The sequence below is a fragment of the Methylocystis bryophila genome, assembly GCF_027925445.1.
GTDB classification, from domain to species: Bacteria; Pseudomonadota; Alphaproteobacteria; order Rhizobiales; family Beijerinckiaceae; genus Methylocystis; species Methylocystis bryophila.
In genome coordinates this window covers 3,493,968-3,516,002 of sequence record NZ_AP027149.1, presented here as the reverse complement: position 1 = coordinate 3,516,002, position 22,035 = coordinate 3,493,968, and the positions used below count along the sequence as shown (strand labels likewise).

At 63.4% G+C, this 22,035-nt stretch carries 22 protein-coding genes; 13 read left to right on the top strand and 9 right to left on the bottom strand.

The features are described 5' to 3' along the window. The first annotated feature begins 370 nt into the window (after positions 1–370). On the top strand, positions 371–1,201 hold the full coding sequence (locus QMG80_RS16200; protein WP_102938045.1) for an outer membrane protein: 831 nt from the start codon (positions 371–373) through the stop codon (positions 1,199–1,201). A 99-nt stretch (positions 1,202–1,300) separates the two neighbouring features. Here QMG80_RS16200 and QMG80_RS16195 read toward each other — a convergent pair whose 3' ends face one another. The 4 genes from QMG80_RS16195 to smbP form a co-directional block, all read right to left on the bottom strand. After that, the gene (locus tag QMG80_RS16195) at positions 1,301–1,783 is read right to left on the bottom strand and encodes a DoxX family protein (protein ID WP_085770125.1); all 483 of its coding nucleotides are present in this window, start codon (positions 1,781–1,783) and stop codon (positions 1,301–1,303) included. Between the two features lie 122 nt (positions 1,784–1,905). Beyond that, positions 1,906–2,667: an HvfC/BufC N-terminal domain-containing protein gene (locus QMG80_RS16190; RefSeq protein WP_085770124.1), complete on the bottom strand. Its 762-nt coding sequence runs from the start codon at positions 2,665–2,667 to the stop codon at positions 1,906–1,908. A gap of 22 nt (positions 2,668–2,689) precedes the next feature. Further along, a complete protein-coding gene (locus QMG80_RS16185) occupies positions 2,690–2,971 on the bottom strand; it encodes a BufA1 family periplasmic bufferin-type metallophore (protein ID WP_085773435.1) in 282 nt (93 codons plus the stop codon). 169 nt (positions 2,972–3,140) lie between these two features. Further along, positions 3,141–3,479: a small metal-binding protein SmbP gene (gene smbP / locus QMG80_RS16180; protein ID WP_085770123.1), complete on the bottom strand. Its 339-nt coding sequence runs from the start codon at positions 3,477–3,479 to the stop codon at positions 3,141–3,143. A gap of 200 nt (positions 3,480–3,679) precedes the next feature. On the opposite strand from smbP, the gene QMG80_RS16175 reads away from it, so the two are divergent. Both QMG80_RS16175 and QMG80_RS16170 read left to right on the top strand, forming a co-directional pair. Then, positions 3,680–4,096 (top strand): CopG family transcriptional regulator, encoded by a 417-nt coding sequence (locus QMG80_RS16175; protein WP_085770122.1) that lies wholly within the window; start codon positions 3,680–3,682, stop codon positions 4,094–4,096. A 145-nt stretch (positions 4,097–4,241) separates the two neighbouring features. Then, the gene (locus QMG80_RS16170; RefSeq protein WP_085770121.1) at positions 4,242–5,453 is read left to right on the top strand and encodes an extracellular catalytic domain type 1 short-chain-length polyhydroxyalkanoate depolymerase; all 1,212 of its coding nucleotides are present in this window, start codon (positions 4,242–4,244) and stop codon (positions 5,451–5,453) included. Between the two features lie 47 nt (positions 5,454–5,500). Here QMG80_RS16170 and QMG80_RS16165 read toward each other — a convergent pair whose 3' ends face one another. Continuing rightward, positions 5,501–6,019: a hypothetical protein gene (locus tag QMG80_RS16165; protein ID WP_085770120.1), complete on the bottom strand. Its 519-nt coding sequence runs from the start codon at positions 6,017–6,019 to the stop codon at positions 5,501–5,503. A gap of 415 nt (positions 6,020–6,434) precedes the next feature. Between QMG80_RS16165 and QMG80_RS16160 the strand changes: the two genes are divergently transcribed. The 4 genes from QMG80_RS16160 (at position 6,435) to QMG80_RS16145 (ending at position 11,207) form a co-directional block, all read left to right on the top strand. Beyond that, on the top strand, positions 6,435–7,094 hold the full coding sequence (locus QMG80_RS16160) for a sugar transferase (RefSeq protein ID WP_158658554.1): 660 nt from the start codon (positions 6,435–6,437) through the stop codon (positions 7,092–7,094). 258 nt (positions 7,095–7,352) lie between these two features. Then, complete coding sequence (locus QMG80_RS16155; protein ID WP_158658553.1) at positions 7,353–8,576, top strand: GNAT family N-acetyltransferase; 1,224 nt, start codon at positions 7,353–7,355, stop codon at positions 8,574–8,576. A gap of 460 nt (positions 8,577–9,036) precedes the next feature. Beyond that, positions 9,037–10,674 carry a hypothetical protein gene (locus QMG80_RS16150; protein WP_158658552.1) on the top strand — a complete coding sequence of 546 codons (1,638 nt, stop codon included), beginning with the start codon at positions 9,037–9,039 and terminating at the stop codon, positions 10,672–10,674. A 266-nt stretch (positions 10,675–10,940) separates the two neighbouring features. Further along, positions 10,941–11,207: a hypothetical protein gene (locus tag QMG80_RS16145; RefSeq protein ID WP_158658551.1), complete on the top strand. Its 267-nt coding sequence runs from the start codon at positions 10,941–10,943 to the stop codon at positions 11,205–11,207. A gap of 24 nt (positions 11,208–11,231) precedes the next feature. Here the strand turns inward: QMG80_RS16145 and QMG80_RS16140 are convergent, their stop codons facing one another. The 4 genes from QMG80_RS16140 to QMG80_RS16125 all read right to left on the bottom strand — a co-directional run bounded on the left by QMG80_RS16140 (position 11,232) and on the right by QMG80_RS16125 (position 15,167). After that, entirely contained in the window at positions 11,232–11,432 is a 201-nt protein-coding gene (locus QMG80_RS16140; RefSeq protein WP_085770115.1) for a hypothetical protein, read from the bottom strand. Between the two features lie 292 nt (positions 11,433–11,724). Beyond that, positions 11,725–12,711, bottom strand: coding sequence for an NUDIX hydrolase (locus QMG80_RS16135; RefSeq protein ID WP_085773434.1), 987 nt, complete (start codon positions 12,709–12,711; stop codon positions 11,725–11,727). A gap of 355 nt (positions 12,712–13,066) precedes the next feature. After that, positions 13,067–14,107: a GTP 3',8-cyclase MoaA gene (gene moaA, locus QMG80_RS16130; protein WP_085773433.1), complete on the bottom strand. Its 1,041-nt coding sequence runs from the start codon at positions 14,105–14,107 to the stop codon at positions 13,067–13,069. Positions 14,108–14,285: 178 nt separating this feature from the next. Further along, positions 14,286–15,167 carry a hypothetical protein gene (locus QMG80_RS16125; protein WP_199769018.1) on the bottom strand — a complete coding sequence of 294 codons (882 nt, stop codon included), beginning with the start codon at positions 15,165–15,167 and terminating at the stop codon, positions 14,286–14,288. Between the two features lie 482 nt (positions 15,168–15,649). Here QMG80_RS16125 and QMG80_RS16120 point away from each other — a divergent pair, with 482 nt between their 5' ends. The 6 genes from QMG80_RS16120 to QMG80_RS16095 all read left to right on the top strand — a co-directional run bounded on the left by QMG80_RS16120 (position 15,650) and on the right by QMG80_RS16095 (position 21,861). Next, on the top strand, positions 15,650–15,874 hold the full coding sequence (locus QMG80_RS16120) for a hypothetical protein (protein WP_210190838.1): 225 nt from the start codon (positions 15,650–15,652) through the stop codon (positions 15,872–15,874). Positions 15,875–16,143: 269 nt separating this feature from the next. Then, on the top strand, positions 16,144–17,433 hold the full coding sequence (locus QMG80_RS16115; protein WP_085770113.1) for an acyltransferase family protein: 1,290 nt from the start codon (positions 16,144–16,146) through the stop codon (positions 17,431–17,433). 202 nt (positions 17,434–17,635) lie between these two features. Continuing rightward, a complete protein-coding gene (locus QMG80_RS16110; protein WP_085770112.1) occupies positions 17,636–17,860 on the top strand; it encodes a PsiF family protein in 225 nt (74 codons plus the stop codon). Positions 17,861–18,101: 241 nt separating this feature from the next. Continuing rightward, positions 18,102–19,223, top strand: coding sequence for an FtsH protease activity modulator HflK (gene hflK / locus QMG80_RS16105; protein ID WP_085770111.1), 1,122 nt, complete (start codon positions 18,102–18,104; stop codon positions 19,221–19,223). Then, complete coding sequence (gene hflC, locus QMG80_RS16100) at positions 19,220–20,128, top strand: protease modulator HflC (RefSeq protein ID WP_085770110.1); 909 nt, start codon at positions 19,220–19,222, stop codon at positions 20,126–20,128. Before hflK ends, hflC begins: the two co-directional genes overlap by 4 nt. A gap of 269 nt (positions 20,129–20,397) precedes the next feature. Then, entirely contained in the window at positions 20,398–21,861 is a 1,464-nt protein-coding gene (locus QMG80_RS16095; protein ID WP_085770109.1) for a Do family serine endopeptidase, read from the top strand. The last annotated feature ends 174 nt before the right edge of the window (positions 21,862–22,035 follow it).

Sequence of the window (22,035 nt, the reverse complement as noted above, 5' to 3'; positions counted from 1 at the left end):
ATTCCAAAGTTTTAGAGCGCGATTGGCGCCAAAAAACCGGTTCCCGGTTTTTCGCATCGCGCTCTCGCCGTAGCGCCCGCGCTACCGAAATGGCCGTGCGCCGGAACAACGGATCTTGGCTCGACGATGGCAAAAGTTTTCTAGAGTAAGGCGAGACATGAACAAGCAATATGGATTAGACAAGACAGACAAGAACTGTTGCATAAATATCACACATCAATAAAAAGCAAGCTATCCTACGCTTTTCGAGTTGAAGCTAACCACTATTGACGCGCATAGTCGCTCGGTAAGTCGCCGCGGCCGCCATGTCTAAGGCTGCCAATGTTCAAGGCGCGCTCGACTGGTCCGCCCTTTCTAAGAGGAGGCGAAAGTGAAAAAGGTAGCTGTTATCTCCGCCATCGCGCTGGCGATGGGCATGGGCTCGGCGCTCGCCGCCGATCTCCCCTCGCGCAAGGCCCCGCCGGTCTACGTGGCGCCGCCGCCTCCGCTCGTCTGGACCGGCTTCTACGGCGGTCTGAACATTGGCGGAGGTTGGAATTCCAACAACCCTAGTAACCAAGGCTCCGTCTATTATGATCCGGCCTACGCGCTCGGCGGCATCCCGGCGGGCTCCACCACGTCGAACCTGTTCTTCCTCTCCAACGGCAATCAGTCAGGCACGGCGGCCGGCGTCATCGGCGGCGCGCAGGTCGGCTACAACTACCAGTTCAACCCCTCGATCGTGATCGGCGTCGAGACCGATTTCCAAGGATCGAGCATCAGCAGCAGCGGGTCCAGCAATTCCTCTATCTACCCGTCGCCTTTCGTCGGCGGCAGCTATCTGGTCCCTGTTTCTGCGGTCAGTGGCGGCAATCTGGGCATCAATTGGCTCGGCACGGTGCGCGGCCGCGCCGGCTGGCTGTTCACGCCCACGCTGCTCGTCTATGGCACGGCGGGCTTCGCCTATGGTGGCGTCCAGGCCTGGGGCTACAACAACACCTCCACCGGCTGGACCGCCGGCGGCGGCCTGGAGTGGATGTTTGCTCCTCACTGGTCGGCGAAGATCGAATATCTCTATGCCGATCTCAGCAATAGCGGGAACAATAACGGCTCCGGCTGGAACTGGGGTTATAGGTTCCATCCGCAGCTCAACATCGTCCGCGCCGGCGTGAACTATCACTTCGACTGGGCGGCGCCCGCGCCGGTTCTCGCTAAATTCTGATCGGGCGCGCCGGCGCTCAGTAAGCTCTGAAGCTCTGCGCTTATGTGAAAAACGGAAGCCCAGCCTTTGCTCCAAGGCTGGGCTTCTCCTTTGGTTTCCTCAGCGATCATCGCCTCGACAGAAGAGGCGGTCGAGCGCCAGCGCTCCCGGCCCGCGCACGATGAGCACGAGGAGCAGCGCCGCCCAATAGGCGTGCACGGTCCACCAGGCGTCGGGAAAGACGAAGATCTGGATCACGAGCGTCATCGCCAGAAGGCCCAGCGCCGAGAGTCGCGTCAGCAATCCAAGGACAAGCAAAATGGGTAGCACGCTTTCCATCGCTGTCGCGAGATAGGCTGCGATCTGGGGCGAGAGCAGCGGCACTTTATATTCCTGGGCAAAAAGCGCGAAGGTTGCGTCCCTTATCGATGTCGGGAGCGTGTAGGAAATCTCCTGACCCAGAATCGTCGCGCCGATCTGCGGCCCGTCGACCTTCGTTTGTCCCGAGACGAAGAAAGGATGCGCCGCGACGATGCGCACGAAAAGCGCCACCAAGGAGGGGATCGCGTCGAGGACGCCCTGGGATCGACGTAAAAAATTCATATGGTTTCTCCTCTTAACGGCGCTGTGCTCGGTCGCGCCGCCATCTGCGTCGCCGAAGGGTGCGGCGTCGCTCCTGGATCATTTCCCCATGGCGTCCTCGCGACGACGAGCGCATCAATTGTTCAGATGGGTTCCGAATTCGGGACGCCAACGTGGACGATCGCGCGGGATGAGAAGAGCAGGCTCAGCATGGCGGCGAGATCAAAACCGGCGGTCGACTCAAGGGCGCGCTCAATCGCTTCTCCGACCCTGCGCCCTTCGACGATCGCAGTCAGAAAGGCCTGCCCGCCCGGGGGGAGCTGATGCGCTTCCACATCGAGATCGGGTCGAAGGATCATCGCGTCCTCGCCGCGCTCGAGCGACGCGATTGTCGGCCGCTCGCAGCTTTGATGCGCGCGCCAGATCGACAGGACGGGGCGCTTCGAAGAGACGATTTGGATCGAAGGATGGAGAGAGAGTGTGGAGCGATCCAATTTCTCAGATGTGAGGCGGGCGAGAACAGAGGGAGCCAGCGGCGCCGCGTCGACCGAATAATAGGCGCGGGTGATCGCCGCCTCGAAGCGCGCCATGTCGCCGAGATAGTCGAATTCGGCGAAGGGCGGAAAGCTCTCGAGAAATTCTGCGAAGCCCTCGCCATATTCATGCAGGATTGGCGACCTCGGCGGCCTTCGACGCGCATAGAGCGCGGCGGTCGCGTCGAAACACTCCGCGCCGAGCAGGCGCCGGCATACGGGAAAACGGGCCCCGAGCGCCTCGATGAGGCCGAAGACGACATTGTTGCGATAGATCGCGAAGCCTGGCTCGGGCAACCCATAGGGTGGCGGCAGGCCCGGATCGAGGAGGGCCGCCGCGAAGCCCGCATAATCGAAAGCCTGAGCGCTCATCGGCTGCGCGCCCGCCGTCAGGTCAGTTCTTCATCGGCTCGAGGCTGCCTTTGCCTTTGGGCGTCGTCATCGAGAGGCAGGTTCCCTTCGGTACGAATTTCCAGGCGTCGCCCTGGTAATTGGTTTTCGAGGTTCCGGCGCAGGACGTGCCGGGGCCGGCGGCGCAATCGTTCTTGCCCTTGAGCGACACGCCGTAACATTTCTCCATTTCGGCTTTCTCGGCCCTGGCGGAGTCGAGCGCAGCCGTGGCGACGGCGAGGGCCGAGGCGAGCAACAAGGCGGTGGAGGCGGGGTTCTGCGACATGGGCTGATCCTTTGGAGTGAAGACGGCGCGCCGGTTCGAGCGCAAGCGTCTCGAAATCACTGTTCGCGCTCCACGCGCTAAATGTAACAGCGCCGCTGCGATAAAATGTCAGTTCTCGATGAAACTTCGTCCCGCCTCGGACGTCAGGGTGGGACATTCGCGTCAACGCTTATTTCTGCGCGGCTTGGAGATGCGTCAGCGCTTCCTCGGCGTGTTTCGTCGCCGCTGCGGCGTCTTTCTTCTTGCCTTCGGCGATGGCGGCGTTGAGATGAGTAATCCCTTGCTTGATGTGCGGATTGGCCTTCTCCTTCTCCGCGGCGTTGGCGTGGGTCAGCGCGGCCTCGGCGTGCGTCACGAGCGCGTCAGCCTGGCCCTGCTTGCCGGTCTCGATTGCTTGCTGTGTGTGCGTGATCGCTTCCGCCAGATGATCCTCGGCGAAAGCCGCGCGCGGGAAGAGAGCGGCCGCGAGACCGATCGTCAGGAAAGCAGTGAAACGTCTTCGGTTCATGAAAAACCTCCCTCTAGAGGCGACGTGTCTTTCGTCGCTGACGTTTCGACGATACGCCCCCGGCCAAGAAAATCTACCAAATTGATAGAATTGTGGAGCCTGAGCTGGAGCCGTGGGCCGCGCGTCTTTCCGTCATGGGCGAAGGCGGGCTTGAAAAACCGAAAATAACTCCATATACCATCCACAAGGATGGTGACAGGATGGCGTTGAAAGCTCGCCCTGCGGAACGAGCCGGGGATTTAGAAAAGATCACCGTCAATCTCGGCTATGTCGACCTTGGCCATGTCGATCTGCTGGTGCGCGAGGGCTTCTACTCCAACCGCACCGACTTCATCCGAACAGCCATACGCAATCAGCTCGCCAGCCATTCGGAGGCGGTCAAGCAATCGATCGCGCGGCACACATTGGAGCTGGGATTGCGGCGCTACAGCCGTGAGGAACTGGAAGCCGTGAGAGCCGCGGGCGAGAAGCTGCGCATTCATGTCCTGGGTCTTGCGATGATCGACGAAGATGTGATGCCGGATCTGGCGCGCGAGACGATCGCGTCCATCCATGTTTTGGGCGCGTTCCAGGCCAGCAATGCCGTGAAGGCGGCCCTTGCGGATCGAATCGCCTAAACTAGCGCGATGCGAAAACGTGAATCCGGTTTTTCGCGCCATTCGCGCTCTAAACTTCAAGAATCGATCACGCCGCCATCAGGCGATACCGTCTGAACGCCGCGTGATCTAGCCGCGGCGCCGAGGCTCCAATCGGGAAACACAAATGAAATCGATCATTCCCGCGATGCGGGAGGCGACCAAACTGACTCTCGCTCGCGATCTCGTCGGCGCCACGCGGATCCTTCAGCAGGCGCTGAACGGCTCCGCTCCCACAGAACCCGCGCCCGCGGCAAGCGCGTCGCCGCCACATTTGCTCGAGGGCGCCGCGCCCGCCGCCAGGCCTAAGGAAAGCGCCGATCCCGCGCGCGGCGCGCGCGCGCGCAAACCCTTGGGCGAGGCTCTCGACCTGCTGCGAACCTTCAAGCCGCCGCGCGTCGATCTTGGCGGACTGCCGCTGGCGAGACACCCGCAGCCTCCGGTGCCGAACGGCGCAGCCTATCTCACGCGTTCTTTTTCCTGCGCGGCGGGGTCGCGGGACTACAAGCTTTACGCGCCAAGCAGCTTGCGGGAGAACTCGCCGCTCGTCGTGATGCTGCACGGCTGCACGCAAAACGCCGACGACTTTGCCGTCGGCACGCGCATGAACCAGCTCGCGGAAGAAGCCGGCTTCATCGTTCTCTATCCGGAGCAGTCGCGGAGCGCCAACAGCTCCACGTGCTGGAACTGGTTCCATCGCGCGCATCAGAGCCGCGGCGTCGGGGAGCCGGGCATCATCGCGAGCCTCACGCAAAGCGTCGTGGAGGAATTCGGCGCCGACCCCAATCGGGTCTTCGTCGCGGGACTCTCGGCCGGCGGCGCCATGGCGGTGGTGCTTGGCGAGACCTATCCCGAGCTTTACGCCGCGGTGGGCGTTCACTCCGGCCTCGCCTTCGGCGTCGCCGCCGACGTCGTTTCAGCCTTCGCCGCGATGCGGGGACCCGTCAATCTCACGCCGAACGCCGCGTCGAAAACCCGCGCCGGCGCAACCAGCGCCGTGCGCGCGATCATTTTCCATGGCGCCGAGGATACGAAGGTTCACCCTTCCAACGGCGGCATGATCTTCTCCGACGCGCGCTCCGGCCTTGCCGGCCGGACGCAGCTCATCGAGGAGGATGCTGAACAGGGCGGGCGAAAATTCCGGCGCACCGTGATGGTCGATGCGAAAGGCCACGCCTGCGTCGAACATTGGGAGATCGAAGGACTCGGCCACGCCTGGTCGGGCGGCGATCCGAAAGGCTCCTACGCCGACCGCCACGGCCCCGACGCTTCGCGCGAAATGCTCCGCTTTTTTTTGAAGCCGACTGAAACGGCGTGTCGCGCTCGCGCTTCGACCTAAGACTCATCGCTAGTCTAGAGCGCGACGCGACGCGGTTGGCGTCAAAATTACGGCTTGACGCCGTATAGCAAGCCGTTCGAGCCACGCGGCGGAAAGCTACGTTGCAAGCGCGCGCCTCGGCCGCCGATGGGCGCTGCAGACGCACAACTCTCCTCCTCGGCCCGCCAATCCTTCCATATGCGATGGCGAGCCTCGTCCAGAGTCAACCGCCGAGCGCAGACGTCGCCCCAAAGGCATACGTCGGCCACATGCTTCTCCATCGCCTCGGGCCACTTCCGCAGTTCGCGATTGCGCGGATCGTCGGGCGAGCCGCCAAGCTCGAGGGGTATCTTGTAGTCTAAGTCGAACATGGCGGTGTCGTCCTCAGAAATGCCGCTCTCGCGAAGCTTGGCGCGCTTGATCGTGTTCGAAACTGAGAGAGGCGGGCGAACCGTCTCGGCCCAGCCCCGAGAGCAAATGGTGTCCTGGATCGTGGCTTGATCCACCGCGACATCGAGCGGCAAGTCCTCAGCGACAGCGATCGTCGAGAGCGCGAGCAGCGCAATACAGCTTAGGGCCGAACTCACGCGAGTCGTCCCACTTCGGCCTGGCGGCCTCCCCCACCTACCGGCAACGCTGAAGGTCAGAGCCGAAACGCCCGCGGCTCTACCGATGTTCATGACAAGGAACCTTGGGTGATTGGTGACGCCAAAGGAAGTGGTGGTTGCCAAGGCCGCTTGCAATGTGGCGCCGAGTTCAGGAGCCGCCGTATGTGGCGGCGGTGGCGGAGCACCCAGTCCTTTCACCATCTTCGCGATTTTCGATTTGCAATGCAAAGCTGCGAAAGCGGTCTTTCAAAATCAGGCGCAGCTCCCGCGCGCTTCGCTATTATCATAATAAATCAATTAGTTATATATCGCCTCGCCTATGGCGCGTCTCGTGCAACTCCTGGCCCATGAACGCCGGTCGCGGCGAGTTCCAAAGTTCAGAGGCAGGCACGAGATGTCGCTCACCACCACCTTCGAGATCCGCAATAACGCGCTGCTTGGCAGCGTAGCCCGTTCGCCGATGTTGAAGCGGGTTGTCGACATCGTCGGCGCTCTTGGCGCGCTCACGCTGTTTGCACCCCTGTTCCTGCTGACGGCGATCGCCATCAGGCTGGAGTCGAAGGGTCCGGTCTTCTTCCGCCAAACGCGGGTCGGCAAGAACGGCGCTCCCTTCTCCATGGTGAAGTTCCGTTCGATGGTCGTCGGAGCCGATGCTCTGCATGCGAAGATGCAGGGCGCGACCACGTCCCGTCACGACATCCGCTACAAGAACCAAAACGACCCGCGCATCACGCTGACCGGCCGTTTCATCCGCAGATACTCGATCGACGAGCTTCCGCAATTCTGGAACGTGCTCATCGGCGACATGTCCCTCGTCGGTCCGCGTCCGGCGCTTCCGTCGGAAGTGGCGAAATATGCCCCGAGCGATCGCGTTCGACTGCGCGTGAAGCCAGGCATCACCTGCCTCTGGCAGATCGGAGGACGTGCGAATATCGACTTCGTCGGTCAGGTTGCGCTCGACCGCCAATATGTCCGAGATCAGTCGATCGTCCTCGATCTCTGGATCCTCCTGCGCACCCCCTATGCGGTGCTCTGCGGCGAGGGCGCGTATTAAAGCGAAGCAGACGCCCTCGGTTTTGCCGGGGGCCTCTGCTTGCCGCAGATCCCTTCATGCGAGAGCGCGATGCGAAAAGGGAGAAACCGGTTTTTCGCACAAATGAGTGTGTCGCAACGGCGGAGACGGAGCGTCCCAACTCCTGCAGGCTTTTCGGGATCGTGCAGCCTTGTCAAAGGCGATGAAACCGGGGAGGCTTGCACCTGAACCGTGGTCTTTCCGCATGTCGCGAGACAATCAGTGATGGAGTGGGCGGCGATGCAATTTCATCATGATCTTTGCGGGCCTAGCGGCGGCGCAAGCGCCGCGGGAGAGTCGATATTCGAGATTGTCACCGACGAAGCGGGGTTTCTCGCGCTGGAGCCGGAGTGGGAAAAACTTCGAGCACAGCTTCACGAGCCGCGCTTCTCGCAGTCGTTCCGGTGGTTCCACTCTGGCTGGGAGACGACGGGGCGACCGCGAGGGCGACGCCTTTTCATCCTGGTCGCGCGGGTCAATGGGCGGGTAGTCCTGATTTGGCCGCTTGCGATCCGCCGCGAGCGACTGTTCTGGACGGTCGCCGCGCCGCTCGGTCCGGAATGGACCGATTACGACCCTGGTCTAGTCGAAGATTCTCCTGGAACCATCGAACGCCTTCGCGGAGCCTGGCGCTTCCTGCGCATAAACTGTCCAGCGGACGTGATTCTTGTCCAGCATTGTCGCGAGGGAGAGCCCTTGCAGGATGTTATTGGCTCAGACGCGACCCCGGGCGCCGCCAGCACAGACCTGTCGACATATGTGTCATGGGAGCGCTTTCAGGATTGGACCTCCTACTGGAACGCGCGCAGCCGCAAGTGGAGGGCCGAGGTCGGCCGCCGATCGCGGCGTTTTGCCGAACTCGGCGACGTCACGTTTGGCATCGTTGAGGATCAGGCGGAGTTCGAGTCGCTGTTGGCGTGGTCTCTTGCCCATAAGACCGCGTGGATGGCCCGCACCGGCCTCGACAACGACTTCATGCGTACGGCGGAATTCCCCGTATTCCTGCGCGAAATTGGCGCTGCGCCTTTGACGCGCGAAGGCTTTGTGATGTTCGCGTTGAAACTCGACGGTCGACCCGTCGCCACCCGGTTCGGCGCGCTGGACGCATTCCGATACGAGGATTTCTTTGAAGTGCACGACCCCGAATTCGCGCACTACTCGCTCGGTTCCTTCGCCCTCGTGGAATGCTTGAAATGGTGCCGGGAGCGCGGACTTGTTTACGATTTCCGCATCGGTGCGGAGCCGCACAAGCTAATCTGGGCGACAGGCGATCGGCCTCTGATCACCTATCGGCTGGCGCGTGGGCCGTGGGGGCGCGTCCTGCTCTGGGTCAACGCCGCCCTTGAGGAAGCTCGCGTCGCCAAGGACCGGGCGCGCACGAGCATTCCTGCCGAATACCGGCGCGGGGTAAAGCGGGCGCTGGCCGAATGGAAATCGCGCTTATTCCGATTTCGACGCAGCTAGAGCGCGATGCGAAAAAGTGCAGAGCGGTTTTCGGTCGGGGCTCAGCATCTGACACTTGGAATTCTCAGCCCTATGAATGGGCTTGCGCTTGCTGCTGGGCCGCGTTGGCCCCCCGCGAACAACTGGCTCTGCTCACGCGCTCAAATCGCTTCGCATAAGCTCCGTTCTTTTTTGCTGCGCTCGGAACGTTGTCGGCGCCCGAGAGTTAATCGTCTTAGCTAATGCCGTAAAAACACAAAGAATTTAGGAGGAGCTCATGGGTTCTCCCAATTTCGCTCGAGTCGATTTGATCGCGGCGATCCGCGCTATAGGCGCTGCGTTTATTTTCTCCGCCACGCTTGTGATCGCGCCTGCCTCTGCGCAGACTTCGGGACTTCCCCCAACCGTTCACGAGACACCAGCGCGCCCAGACCGAGCGGCGGAGGAGCTAAGGCAGAGACAAAAAGCGTGGCGCGCTGCTTTGGCGCAGCGCAAGCTGCCCAAAAAGGGCTGTTTCGCCGCGAAGTACCCTGACGCGGATTGGCAAGAGATCGCGTGCGGTCCCGCCTCGACGCATCCCAATGGTCCCGCCAATCGTCCCGCGCTGAAGCCGCGTCCGGACGCGGTGGGCAACGGCGCTGACTTCGCCGCGCAAACCTCCGGCTTGATCGCCAAGGCGGAAGGGTCATTCCCCGTCGTGCTCGGCGTGGGAAGCGAGAGCGGCGACGTGCTGGGCAAGTCTCCGGCCGTGGCTGGCGCCTGGATGCTTCAGCTCAACACGCAGTTCTTTTCCAACCCGCCGCCTTGCAAAAACGCCTCGGGATGTCAGGGGTGGGTGCAATTTCTGTATTCGCAAAGCCAATGCACGCCGACGACGTCGGGCCAGCCTGGCATCGAGTCGGGGACCGTTCCCTGCGTGTTCATCGAATATTGGATGCTCAACTTCGGTCCGACCTGTCCGGGCGCGCCCTGGATATCCGACGGGCAGAACGATTGCTTCTTCAACACGGCGTCCACCATCGCTCCGCCGCAGAACGTCGAGAATCTTAGCGATCTGGTGCTGACGGGCTCGACTGGCGGCGGCCAAGACCAGGTGATCCTGTCGTCGGGCGCACAGATGTTCGCCCTAGCGAATGACAGTGTGCTCGAATTGTCGAAATCTTGGAAAGCCGTCGAGTTCAACGTGTTCGGCGATTGCTGCTTGAGCCAGGCCGTCTTCAATGAGGGGACGACGCTTCTGGTGAACGCGGCCATAGACGACGGGACGAGAAACGCGCCCTCATGCGAAGCGAACGCCGGCACGACAGGCGAGACGAACAACCTCCTCCTGGCGTCTCCCTGCACGGCGACCGGAGGCGAGTCGCCCAAGATCGCCTTTTGGGAAAGCCTCGGCGGACCGCCCGCGGTCACGGGCCCTTTCGTCAACACCTATGCGGAGCACGATCAGCAGCACTTCGTCTATCTCTCCGCCAACGGCGACATCTGGGATGCGTTCTATTGCCCGCAATGCGGCGGTCCTGGCTGGCGCTTGCAGCTCATCAACGACGGCGGAGTCGCGCCTGACGCGCCTCCTGCGGCTTCCTTGCCTTTCGTCAACGTCTTCTTCGGGCATGACCAGCAGCATTTCGCCTATCTCGCGACGAACGAGAACGGACGCAACGGCGAGATCTGGGACGCCTTCTATTGTCCCCGCTGCAGCGGGAATCCCTGGCGTCTCCAAACGATCAACGGCCCCGGCGGCGTCACGAACGGCCCTCCCGCGGTCGCGGGCCCTTTCATCGACACCTACGCGGAGCACGACCAGCAGCATTTCGTTTATCTTGCCGCCAACGGCGAGATCTGGGACGCGTTCTACTGTCCCGGCTGCAGTGGAAACCCGTGGCGCCTTCAACAGATCAACGACGGCGGCGTCACTGGGAGGGAAGCCACTGGAAGGCCCAACGCGCCGCCCGCAGCCTCCTTGCCTTTCGTCAACGTCTACTCCGGGCATGATCAGCAGCATTTCGCCTATCTCGCGACCAATGCGGACGGCAGGAACGGCGAGATCTGGGACGCTATTGCCCGGGCTGCAGCGGCGGCCAATGGAAGACGCAGCAGATCAACGGCCCGAACAGCCTGACGGGGGGCGATCCCGCGTCAGCCGGACCGTTCGTCGACACCTACGGCGAGCATGACCAGCAGCACTTCGCTTATCTGGGGGCTAACGGCGAGATTTGGGACGCTTTCTATTGTCCTGGGTGTAGCGGAAACCCATGGCGCATCCAGAAGATCAATGAGGGCGGCGTTGCGCCTTCGGCGCCGGCCTCGGCCACGGTTCCGTTCGTCGACGTTTTTGCGGGCCACGATCAGCAGCACTTCGCCTATCTGGCCCTGAACACATTCGCGGTGACCAACGCAATCTGGGACGCGTTTTATTGTCCGGGCTGCAGCGGCCCCTCCTGGCGACCGCAGATGATCAACGGCGGCGGCGTCAGCACCGCGCCACCGGCTGCGACGGCGCCGTTCATCAATTACTTCTCGGGTCACGACCAGCAGCACTTCGCCTATCTCGCGACCAATGGGGACGGACGGATCGGCGAGATCTGGGATGTGTTCTATTGTCCGGACTGCAGCGGAAACAAATGGGTCGCGCAAAAGATCGCCGGTCAGTAGCGGTCGCGCCTCAGCCCTAAATTGTCACAGTGGTAAGCCCGTCACCAAACGACCCGAGAAAACGTCGATGTGACCTGCAAGCGTCGCTTTCGGCGTCAGCGTGGTCGTCGTCATGAAGCCGAGAATGAAGGCGCCGAGCGCCAGCCCCACCACCATTAGTGCCGACAAGCGCAGCTTTTCGCGCACGGAGTCTCTGCCGCATTTCTCAAAGAAATTGTCCGACACGACCCTCTCCCTCGGTTTGTCGATGGGGAGAAGCTAGCTTGGTTACCGCCATATGAATGTGCCGCAGCGCACCCGACCCGCAAGGGCAATGCTCCGTCGAATGGATGCTCAAGGTGACACTTTCCATCTCCGGCCCCTTGAGCCCTGCCGGATGCGAGCGCCGAGAACGGTCCTTCCCGAGGCGAGAAACAGACCCGCCCTTTGCACCGGCAAGGCCTATCTTTTCGTCGAGGTTCGCATAGCCTATGCGAGCCGGCCGCAGCGGCGCCGCCGTCTTTTTCCAGCTTGCGCCTCAGCCCTTAATCCCCACGCGCAGTCCCGGCGCGGAGCGCTCCTGCAGCACGTTGCGGCGGAAGCGAAACAGCGCGGCGGGTCTGCCGCCGGTCTTCATCGTCGTTTCGCCCGTCGCTTCGACGATCGCCGAGGTTTCGACGAGCCGGCGAAAATTCTGCTTGTGCAGACGGCGGCCGGAGAGCGCCTCGACGCTGCGTTGCAGAGCGGAGAGCGTGAAGCGCTCAGGCATCAGCTCGAAGATGACGGGTCGGTATTTCATCTTCGCGCGCAAACGCCCCATGGCGGTTGCGAGAATGCGGCGATGATCATGGCGCATCGCGGCGCCGAGCGGGGGCTGCGGGCCGCGCTTGAGCGCCGACTTGCGTCCGTCGCGCCGCGCCTCCTCGACGAGTCCCGCCTCATAGAGAAGCTCGTAGCGCTCGAGCACGTTCTCCTCGTAAAAGCCTTTGGCGGCCTGCTTGAAGAGCAGCGAGAAGCGCTCCTCGCGCGAGAGGCCCGAGGAGGAGATTTCAAACGGCGCCTCGGCGACCCAAGCGGCAAGGTCGGGCAGGATTCTCTCCTCGATCACCGCGGGGCGGCCGCTGCGCCAATCCTCCCAGGGAAGGAACTCGTACCAGCCGCGATAGCTTCCGCTTTCGTCGCGAAGCGGCTCGCCGACGCGGGTGAGCGCGAGATAGCCGATCGACACGATGTGCGGATCGCGGTCGCCCAGGCGCGCATGCCGGCCTCGATCGCCAAAAGTGTAAAGCTGCTCGACATAGCCGAGCGGCGCGCCGGTCTGCGCGGCGACGAAGGCGCGCAGCGCGAGCTCGAAGGTGCGATGGCGTAGCGGATCGAATTCGCCGGAGGGCAACGCGGCGAGAGACTCCGACGACAGCGTGAGGATGAGAGGCTCGTCGTCGCAAAGCGCGACGATGGCCGCCGTGAGATTGATCCCGAGCGGCAGGAGAGCTGGAGTCGCAAAGTTCTTTAGAGCTGGATCCACGATGGCCTCGACGTCGATCCTCTCCGCAAGTTTCAACAATGGGCTCGCCAAGCGCTCATCCTTCGAGACGCGCCCTGCGGGCGCTCCTCAGGATGAGGCTATCGGGAGGAATCAGCCTGCGGTGACAGATTTATCTCTCGCGCCCGCATCCTGTCCCCGTTTGATCCGCACCCGCGCCCTCATCCTGAAGCGCCCGCGAAGCGGGCGTCTGCGCCCTCATCCTGAGGAGCCCGCGAAGCGGGCGTCTGCGCCCTCATCCTGAAGCGCCCGCGAAGCGGGCGTCTGCGCCCTCATCCTGAGGAGCCCGCGAAGCGGGCGTCTCGAAGGATGCGCCAAAACTTTCCCGTTCAGCCATTCACCCGCCGGTCGTGCTCATATGCCTTCCGATCGCGGGCGTCTGCGTCTCGCGGTCGATGACGAAATCATGGCCCTTCGGCTTGCGCGAGATCGCCTCTTCGATCGCGCGGTCGAGCGCAACCTCGTCGGCGCCCTCGCGCAAGGGCTGGCGCAGATCGGCGCTGTCCTCTTGGCCAAGGCACATGAAGAGCCTGCCCGTGCAGGTCACGCGCACGCGATTGCAGCTCTCGCAGAAATTATGCGTCAAGGGCGTGATGAAGCCAATCCTTCCGCCCGTCTCGCGCGCGCGCAAATAGCGCGCGGGGCCGCCGGAACGATAGTCGATCTCCTCGAGCGAAAAGACCTGTGAAAGCCGGTCGCGCACTTGCGTGAGCGGCAGATATTGATCGATGCGCGCAGGGCCGTCGAGTTCGCCCAAGGGCATGACCTCGATGAAGGAAATATCCATGCCGCGATCATGGGCGAAGCGCGTGAGCGAGACGAGCTCTTCCTCGTTCGCGTCCTTGAGCGCCACAGTGTTGAGCTTGACGGCGATCCCTGCGCGCTGCGCGGCGTCGAGCCCCTCGAGCACGCGGGCGAGATCGCCGTTGCGCGTGATCGTGCGGAACTTTGTGGCGTCGAGCGTGTCGAGCGAGAGGTTGAGACGCTTGACGCCGCAGAGCGCGAGCTCGGCAGCGAAGCGCACGAGCTGCGAGCCGTTCGTCGTGAGCGTCAACTCGTCGAGCGCGCCGGAATCGAGATGACGCGCAAGCGAGCGGAACAGCGTCATCACGCCATGCCGCAGCAGCGGCTCGCCGCCCGTGATGCGCAGCTTCTTCGTGCCGCGCGCGACGAAGGCGGAGCAGAGCCGATCGAGCTCCTCAAGCGTCAACAACTCGTCACGCGGCAGGAAGCGCATGCGCTCGGACATGCAATAGACGCAGCGGAAGTCGCAGCGGTCGGTGACGGAGACGCGCAGATAGGTGATCGGCCGGGCGAAGCGATCGACCAGCGCGCGCGGCGTCGCGACGAAGGAGGAGTCTTGAGGGCGAAAGTTCATGAAAAGGCAAATAACACGCGATGCCGCCCCCGCCATAGCGGGGCTTCAAGATTCTGCGAGCAAAGCCGAGAGCGATATGTGCTTTTCCTGCATAACGCTCGCGCGTCGCACTCGATCTCATGCGCGAACGATTCCATTGCGCATGCGAGGAAAAGACGAGAGGGAGCGAAACGACGACTCAGCTGCCGGAGGTTTTGCGCTCGCCGCCTCTGTCAGCCTGCCGCTCGTCAGGCGGGGGGTAGAAGCGTCCCGTCGCGAGCATCGGCGTTCCCCCTTCCATCCGGCGCGGCACGAAGGCATGGCGCGGCTGGGCGTTGGCGGTCGGCTCCTGCGCGAGCGGGGCGATGACGACCGGCGGCGGCGCGGACGCAGTCTCGGCGGCGACGCCGACCGTCTCGGCCGGCGTGATCGCCGCGACGCGGAAGTCCGGACGGCGCGGGGGCAGGGGGATTTCCACCTCTTGCGACAGGCCGGCCATCGCCGGGAGCGGCTGGGGAGGCGCGGGGCTGCGATCGGCGAAGGCCAGCGCTTCGGCCGGCTCGCCTTCGGGGCGCGCGAGCGCCTTGGCGACGGCCGTCTTCACGCTTTTCGCCATGCTCTGGAGGGCATCGTCGTGCGGGGTCTCGGCCTGAGCGATGGCCTGCGCCGGGTCCTTACGGCTTGCGATCATCACGCCGTCATCGTGACCGGGATTGCAGTTGCGCATGCCGAGCGCGATCAGCTCTCGCCCGCTCAGCACTTTATACTGCCGCGTCAAATAGCCGAGGCGGGCCCGCACGGCGGTCGGATAGCTGTCGAAGAGCTGTTGGGAGACGCCGAGGTCGACCTCGCGGGTTATCGCGTTATAGGCTTGGTGAAATTTGACCTGCGCGTCCGGATAGACGCAGACGTTGGGCAGGCTCAAGGCCATGGTGCAGGCCGAGCGGCACTCGTGCAGGCGGACTTCGCGATTTTGGCGGCGATAGAGTTCCGTCTGCGCTTCATAGTCGCTGACGAGACCGCCCGTGTCCTTATAGACAATCACGGGCGCGGGATTGGGAGGCGGTGTCAGGTAACCCAAAACAAGCCCTCAACTTTTCTTTGAGGTTGACGGGGAATTCACCACGCCCTGATGAAGAATCCTTTAAGAGCGGGCGACGATCCGGCCCCGCAAGGGCCATCGATGCGCGGAGCCTAAGATCCGATCATGCAACTTTTGGGGCGCCGTCGCGGCGAGAAAAGGGCCGGCGTCCGTCTTTCTCGCTACTGAGCCCTGCAGCGGCGGGTGCGGCGCATCCGCCGCAATCGCAAAAACGTCATCGCTTCTAGAAAGTTAGCGCGCGCTTCGTGCGAGAAAACGGGATCCTTCTCTCGCCGCGCGCCGGAACCTTTATGCGCCTAAAACGTTTAAGGCGAAACCAGGCCGCGGCCGAGAATGCGGGACTGCAGCGTTCTCGCGGCCAAAAGACAGAACGCGTCCTTGCGGAAACGCGCGAGCCGGACGCTCAAAAAATGACGCTGGAGGACAGAATGGCGTTGGTGGTGAAGTCGCAGGGAGCGCCCATGACGGTCTTTTCCTTGCTCTCCGATGCCCGGGGAAGCAGAGGGATCTTCAAAGCCTTGCCCTCCCTTGCGGTCTTCGGCCTCGCCTTTTTCGCGCTCGGCTTCGCCTTCGGTCACGGCTACTGGGTCGTCGCCCTGTGGACGGCGGCTGCGGCTCTGGCCTGGATCTTCATGCGCGGCGCGTCCGACGCCTCGCTGCCCCCCGAGGGCCTTCGTGAGGAGTGAGCCGGGACTCCTCACGCTGACGATCTCGCTCAAATCGTATTGAGAGGCGAACCTCGAGCGCCCGGACTCCGCGCGGCGCCGGGATGGCTTCCGTGAGGCCGCGCCGGCGAAGAGCTGGACGGGAAAGTTTCGCCTGTCCCCATCCTCACCCGTGAGCCTAGCGGCTTTGGCCCAGCGCTCGTCAGGGGCGGGCGCGCGCGGCTGACGCGGGGGCCACAGAGCAGAAATTGAGAGGCTGCCCCGGCAGAATTTCCCAAAAAAGCCGGGTTTTGGATGAAAATCTCTTGCTCGCGAATTATCCGGAGCCTTTCGAGGGCGGAGGGTCATTGACCAAGGACCTCACGAATTTCATCGCGATGGCGCGCTGGGTCGCGGCCGTCGCGGTGCTCGTCGGCCACGCTGGCGTGCTGATCAACATCTCCGACATCATGGTCGCGCCGCACGGGCCCGGCGTCTATGCTTGGTGGTTTCTTTCCGCCTTTTCGCATCAGGCGGTGCTCGTCTTTTTCGTGATCTCGGGATTTCTCATCGGCGGGCCGCTCCTGCGCGATCGGGCGCGAGCGGAACCCTATTTGGGCAGTTATTTCGCCGACCGCTTCAGCCGCATCTACATCGTGATGATTCCGGCGCTCCTGTGGACTTTTGCGATCGACACAGTCGGGCGCGCCGTCTTTCCGGCGACCGGCGTCTATGACGCGCCCTTCTTCGCCTCGGTCTTCGAGCCGATCCAATATCTCTGGACACTGCTTCAGCAGCAGCATCTCTGGGCGGCGCAGGCCGGCACCAACGGGCCGCTTTGGTCGCTTGCTTGCGAGATGTGGTATTATATTACCTTCCCCTTGCTGCTTGCGCCCTTCTGCTCGGCCTATTCCCGGTTTTGGCGGTTCTCGGGCCTCGGCCTCGGCGTCGTGCTGGTGGCCGTTTTGGCGACCCCCGAGCTCATGGCGGCGTCGGGCGTCGACGTGGGCGCGCGCGGGCTCATGCCCATGCTCAACAATGGCGTCGGGATGTTCCTCTTCGGCTATGGCGTATGGGCCCTGGGCGCCCTGGTCCGCGTCGCGCCCCGCCCCGTCGTGGGCTCCATTTGGATCGCGCTCGGCTTGTTCCTCGCGGCGCTTGCGGTCACGCGTCTGGCCGTGCGCGGGCCGATCCTGGCGGCGCATCCTTGGCTTTCCGCCGTCGGCGATTTCAGCGTCGTCGCGAGTTTTGCGACGCTGCTCTTGGCGCTGCGCCATGCGCCGCCGGGCGGTTTCTTCTCGCGCCTCGGCCCGATCCACTGGCGGCTCTCGGATTTCTCCTATTCGCTCTATGCGACGCACGCGCCGCTCGTCTTCTTCGTCTGGGCGGCTGTGGGCGGGCTTTTCGGGCGAGAATGGTTCAAGCAGCTCCCGACGCCCGCGCATTGGATCACGGTCGCCGGTCTGATGCTTGTGGGGCTGGTCTTCGCCTATGCGTTCTCGCGCGTGACGGAGTCGCGCACGAAGGAGCTGCGAGACTTCCTGCGCACGGCGCGGGTCCCGCTTTTCCGCCGCGCCGCCGCCGTCCGGGCGGTCGACTGAGCCGCTACTCGTATTTTCCGAAACTTGCTCGAAGTTCTCGCGCGAGACTTGTGCAAAGCGCTAACCCGCCGGCCGTGCGCCGAAAGGAGCGAGTCTGCCGCAAGCTTAGTCTTGCCAAGCGCCGCCAGCCTGGGCGATAGGGCGTGACGGCCCTCGCAAAAGCGACGGAGCCAAGAGGAAAGACGGCCAAGAGGAAAGACGCATGAGAAACTATTCCGTCGCGCTCCTGTCGGCCGGTCTGGCCATGGCGATCATGACCGGCGCGGCTCTCGCGCAGCCGACGCCCGCCCCAGCGCCGGGGGGCGCGGACCGCAAAGCGCTCGCGAAGGAATGTTCGAAGCAGGCGGACGCCAAGGGGCTGCGCGGCAAGCCGCGGAAGCGCTTCCGCGACGCCTGCAAACGGGGTCAAACCGGCGGCGCGCTGTAAAGCCGCCGCGGCGGCGCCCGTCTCGCCCCCAGAGAGGCGTCCCGGATAACGGAAGCTGAATTGCCCGCGGGCGCGCGAGGCGCTATATCCCGCCAAGACAAAGGACCGCGTGGGCGCCGTCCCTCGAGCGGAGACGTTCGAGCGACCGCCAGCAGGATGCTCGGACGAATTCTGATAGCAAAAGTCTTTCCGCTTTTGCGTCAAGTCGTTCTCGGCGTGGGACCGTAAGCCCTGAGACGACATGCCCTGGCGCGACCAAAACGAACCTCCGCATCGAAACAACGATCCCTGGGGCAAAGGGACCGGCCCCTGGGGCTCCGGTCCCGGCGAAGGGCCGCCCGATCTCGAGGAATTCCTGCGTCGTAGCCAGGAAGGCTTGAAGCAGGTTCTGCCCTCGGGCCTCGGCGGACGCGGCGTTGCGATTCTTATCCTTTTGACCTGTCTGGCTTGGCTTTCGTCCGGTTTTTACACAGTCGGCCCGAACGAGATCGGCCTCAATCTCATCTTCGGCAAATATCGCGGAAAGACGCAGGCCGGCCTCAACTACAATCTGCCGAGCCCGATCGGCTCGGTGATCAAGCTGCCGGTCACCGACCGCAACTCCATTGACATCGGCTTCCGCGAGGACGGCGCCGCCACGCGACGCCGCACCAGCGCGCAGGGCCCGGAGGCGCCCGAAGAAAGCCTGATGCTCACCGGCGACGAGAACATCGCCGACATCAAATTCCGCGTGATCTGGCAGATCGATCCGACGCGCCCCGAGGATTTCGCCTTCAACGTCTTCGATCCGCCCGCGACAGTGCGCAGCGTCGCGGAATCGGCGATGCGAGAGATCGTCGGCCAGTCGCAGATCCAAAAAATCCTCACCGCCGACCGCAAGCTCATCGAGCCGGCCTCGCAGCAGCTAATGCAGAAGATTCTCGACGGCTACAAAAGCGGCGTGCAGATCGTGCAAGTGCTGCTGCTCTCCGTCGATCCTCCCCCGCAAGTCATCACCGCCTTTCGCGACGTGACGGCCGCTCAGCAGGATTTGCAGCGTCTCGGCAACGAGGCGGAAGCCTACGCCAATAAGGTCGTGCCGGAAGCGCGCGGCGCGGCGGCGCGCATCGTGCAGGAGGCGGAGGCCTATCGCGAGCAAGTGGTGGCGGAGGCGCGGGGTCAGGCGTCGCGCTTCGAGCAAATCTACGAGCAATATAAGCGCGCGCCCGAGCTCACGCGCGAGCGTCTCTATCTCGAGACGATGGAGCGCGTTTTGGGCGGCGCCGAGAAGGTCGTGCTCGACGAGCAGGGCTCCGGCTCGGGCGTCATGCCCTATGTGCCGCTCCCGGCTTTCGCGCCGTTCCAGGGAGGCCAGCGCAAATGAGGCTCGCACTACCCTTGCTTCTTGCCGCGATCGTCGTTTTCGTGGTCGCGCTCGGCGCCGTGTTCACGGTCGGACAGACCGAGCAGGCCATCGTGCTGCGCCTCGGAGAGCCCGTCGCCGGCCGCGGCCTCGTCACTGAGCCCGGCCTTCACTTCAAGCTGCCGCTGATCGAGAATGTCGTTTATCTCGACAATCGCATCCTCTTCGCGGAGAGCCCGAATCTCGAGGTGCTCGCCTCCGACAATCAGCGTCTCGAGGTGGACAGTTTCCTGCGCTATCGGATTATCGATCCCCTGCGATTCTATCAAACCGTCGGCGGGGAGCTCGGCGCCAAGAACCAACTCGCCTCCGTGCTCAATTCGGCGGTGCGGCGCGTGCTGAGCGAGGCCAATCAGCGGCAGATCGTGCGCGACGAGCGGGCGGCGCTGATGGTCAAGATCAAGGAGCAGGCGGATCTCGAGGGGCATAAATTCGGCGTCGCGGTGGTCGACGCGCGCATCCGCAGGGTCGATCTGCCGCAGCAGATATCCGAGAAGGTCTACGGTCGCATGCAGACTGAACGCGCGCGCGAGGCCGCCGAATATCGTGCGCAGGGCGCGGAGCAGGCGCAAAGGATAACAGCCAAGGCCGATCGCGACGTCATCGTGCTGAAGGCCGAGGCGCAGCAGCAGGCCGATCAGACCAAGGGCGAGGGCGACGCCGAGCGCAGCCGCATCTTCGCCGAGAGCTTCGGCAAGGACCCGGACTTCTTCGCCTTTTACCGCTCCATGCAGGCCTATGAGACGGCCTTCAAGGGCGGCGACACGCGCTTCCTGATCAACCCGCGCTCCGACTTTTTCCGCTTCTTCTCCTCGCCCATGATCGCGAAGGCCCACCCGGCCGAGGAAGCGGAAAAGAAACCCTGACGCGAGAAAACACAAACCCGCGGATCGTCGCGGCTGCGATGGAGCGTCCCTATCGGGAGAGTAAGCGTCACGGAGCGAGTTGGAGCCCGTCCGACATGCGCTCCAGCTTTCGATCCCGCGCGATGTCGATCATTGAACGACTCCGTTCGAGTGGAGGCGCGCGAGATCGCGCTGCGTTAGGGCCGAGTCGCCTGAACGCAGAAAACATGATCAATTCAAGTTAGATTGGAGCGCGTTTTCTGCGACCGCGCGCTCGCCGCGACAAGGAGATGAGCTTGAGACGATACGCGCCGAAGACCGCCCTCGCCGCGGCGCTGTTCTTCATTTCTTTGACGCTCGCACCGTCCTGGGCCAGAGGCCCGGAATCGCTCGCCGATCTCGCGGCGGAAGTCTCGGACGCCGTCGTCAACATCTCCGCGGAAGTCGTCGAGCCGAAGCGCGGCAAGATCGCTCAAGTGGACCCCAGCGCGCCGTCCTTCGACGAATATTTCGACGAGTTTCTGCGCCGGCAGCAAAAGCTCAATCCCGGTCTTCCCGAGCCGCCGCAAGAGAGCCACGGCGCGATGGGCTCCGGCTTCGTGATCGATCCTTCGGGGATCATCGTCACCAATAATCATGTCATCGCCGACGCCAATGAGATCACCGTCAACTTCACCGATGGACAGAAGCTCAAGGCGGAGATCATCGGCAAGGATGCGAAGGTCGACGTCGCCGTGCTGCGCGTGAAACCCGAGAAGCCGCTCAAATCCGTCAAATTCGGCGACAGCGACAAGACGCGCGTCGGCGATTGGGTGCTCGCTGTCGGCAATCCCTTCGGACTCGGCGGCTCGGTGTCGCAGGGCATCATTTCGGCGCGCAACCGCAACATCGACAAGGGTCCCTACGACAATTACATCCAGACGGACGCCGCCATCAACAAGGGCAATTCCGGCGGTCCGATGTTCAACATGAACGGCGAGGTCATCGGGATCAACACGGCGATCCTTTCGCCCTCCGGCAATTCGATCGGCATCGGCTTCGCGACGCCTGCGAACACTGTGGCGCCGATCATCGAGCAGTTGCAGAAGTTCGGCGAGACGCGCCGCGGCTGGCTGGGCGTCCGCATCCAGAGCGTCGATGACGCGATCGCTGAGACGCTCGGATTCGGCAAGCAGCGCGGCGCGCTCGTCGCGGCCGTCGACGAGCGGGGACCGAGCAAGGGCGCCGACGTGAAGATCGGCGATCTCATCGTCAAATTCGACGGCAAGCCGATCAAGGACTCCCACGATCTGCCAAAGGTCGTCGCGCTGACGCCGGTCGGCAAGGCGGTCGAGATCGTCGTCATTCGCGACGGCAAGGAGCAGACGAGAAGGGTGACCTTGGGCCGCCTCGAGGAGAGCGAGAAACTGGCGACCGCCGAGGCCAGCGCGCCCAAGGAGGCGGAAAAGCCGCCCGCGGCGCTGGGCTTGGAGTTCGGCAAGCTCTCCGACGAATCGCGCAAGCGTTACCAGATCAAGGAGGCCGTGAAGTCCGGCGCCGTGATTCTTTCTGTCGACCCGCATTCCGACGCCGCCGAGAAGCGCCTGCGCGCGGGCGAGATCGTGACCGAGATCAATCAAGAGTCCGTCGCCGAACCCGCTGATGCGGTCAAGAAGATCGCGGCGCTGAAGGAAGCCGGCAAGAAATCGGCGCTGTTCATCGTCGCCAACAGCCGCGGCGACACGCGTTTTGTTGCGGTGACGCTCGGGGAGTGAGCGGGTGCGGGCCTAGGCCCCTCCCTGTCCCTCCCCCGCCATAGGGCGTCTTTGGACGCCCGCCTTTCGACGAGCTACGGCGGGAGAGGGGACCCTAACGACCAGCTTTCGGAATTTGAATGCAGCGCCGAGTCCGCCCCCTCTCCCGCGAAGCGGGGGAGGGCTGGGGGAGGG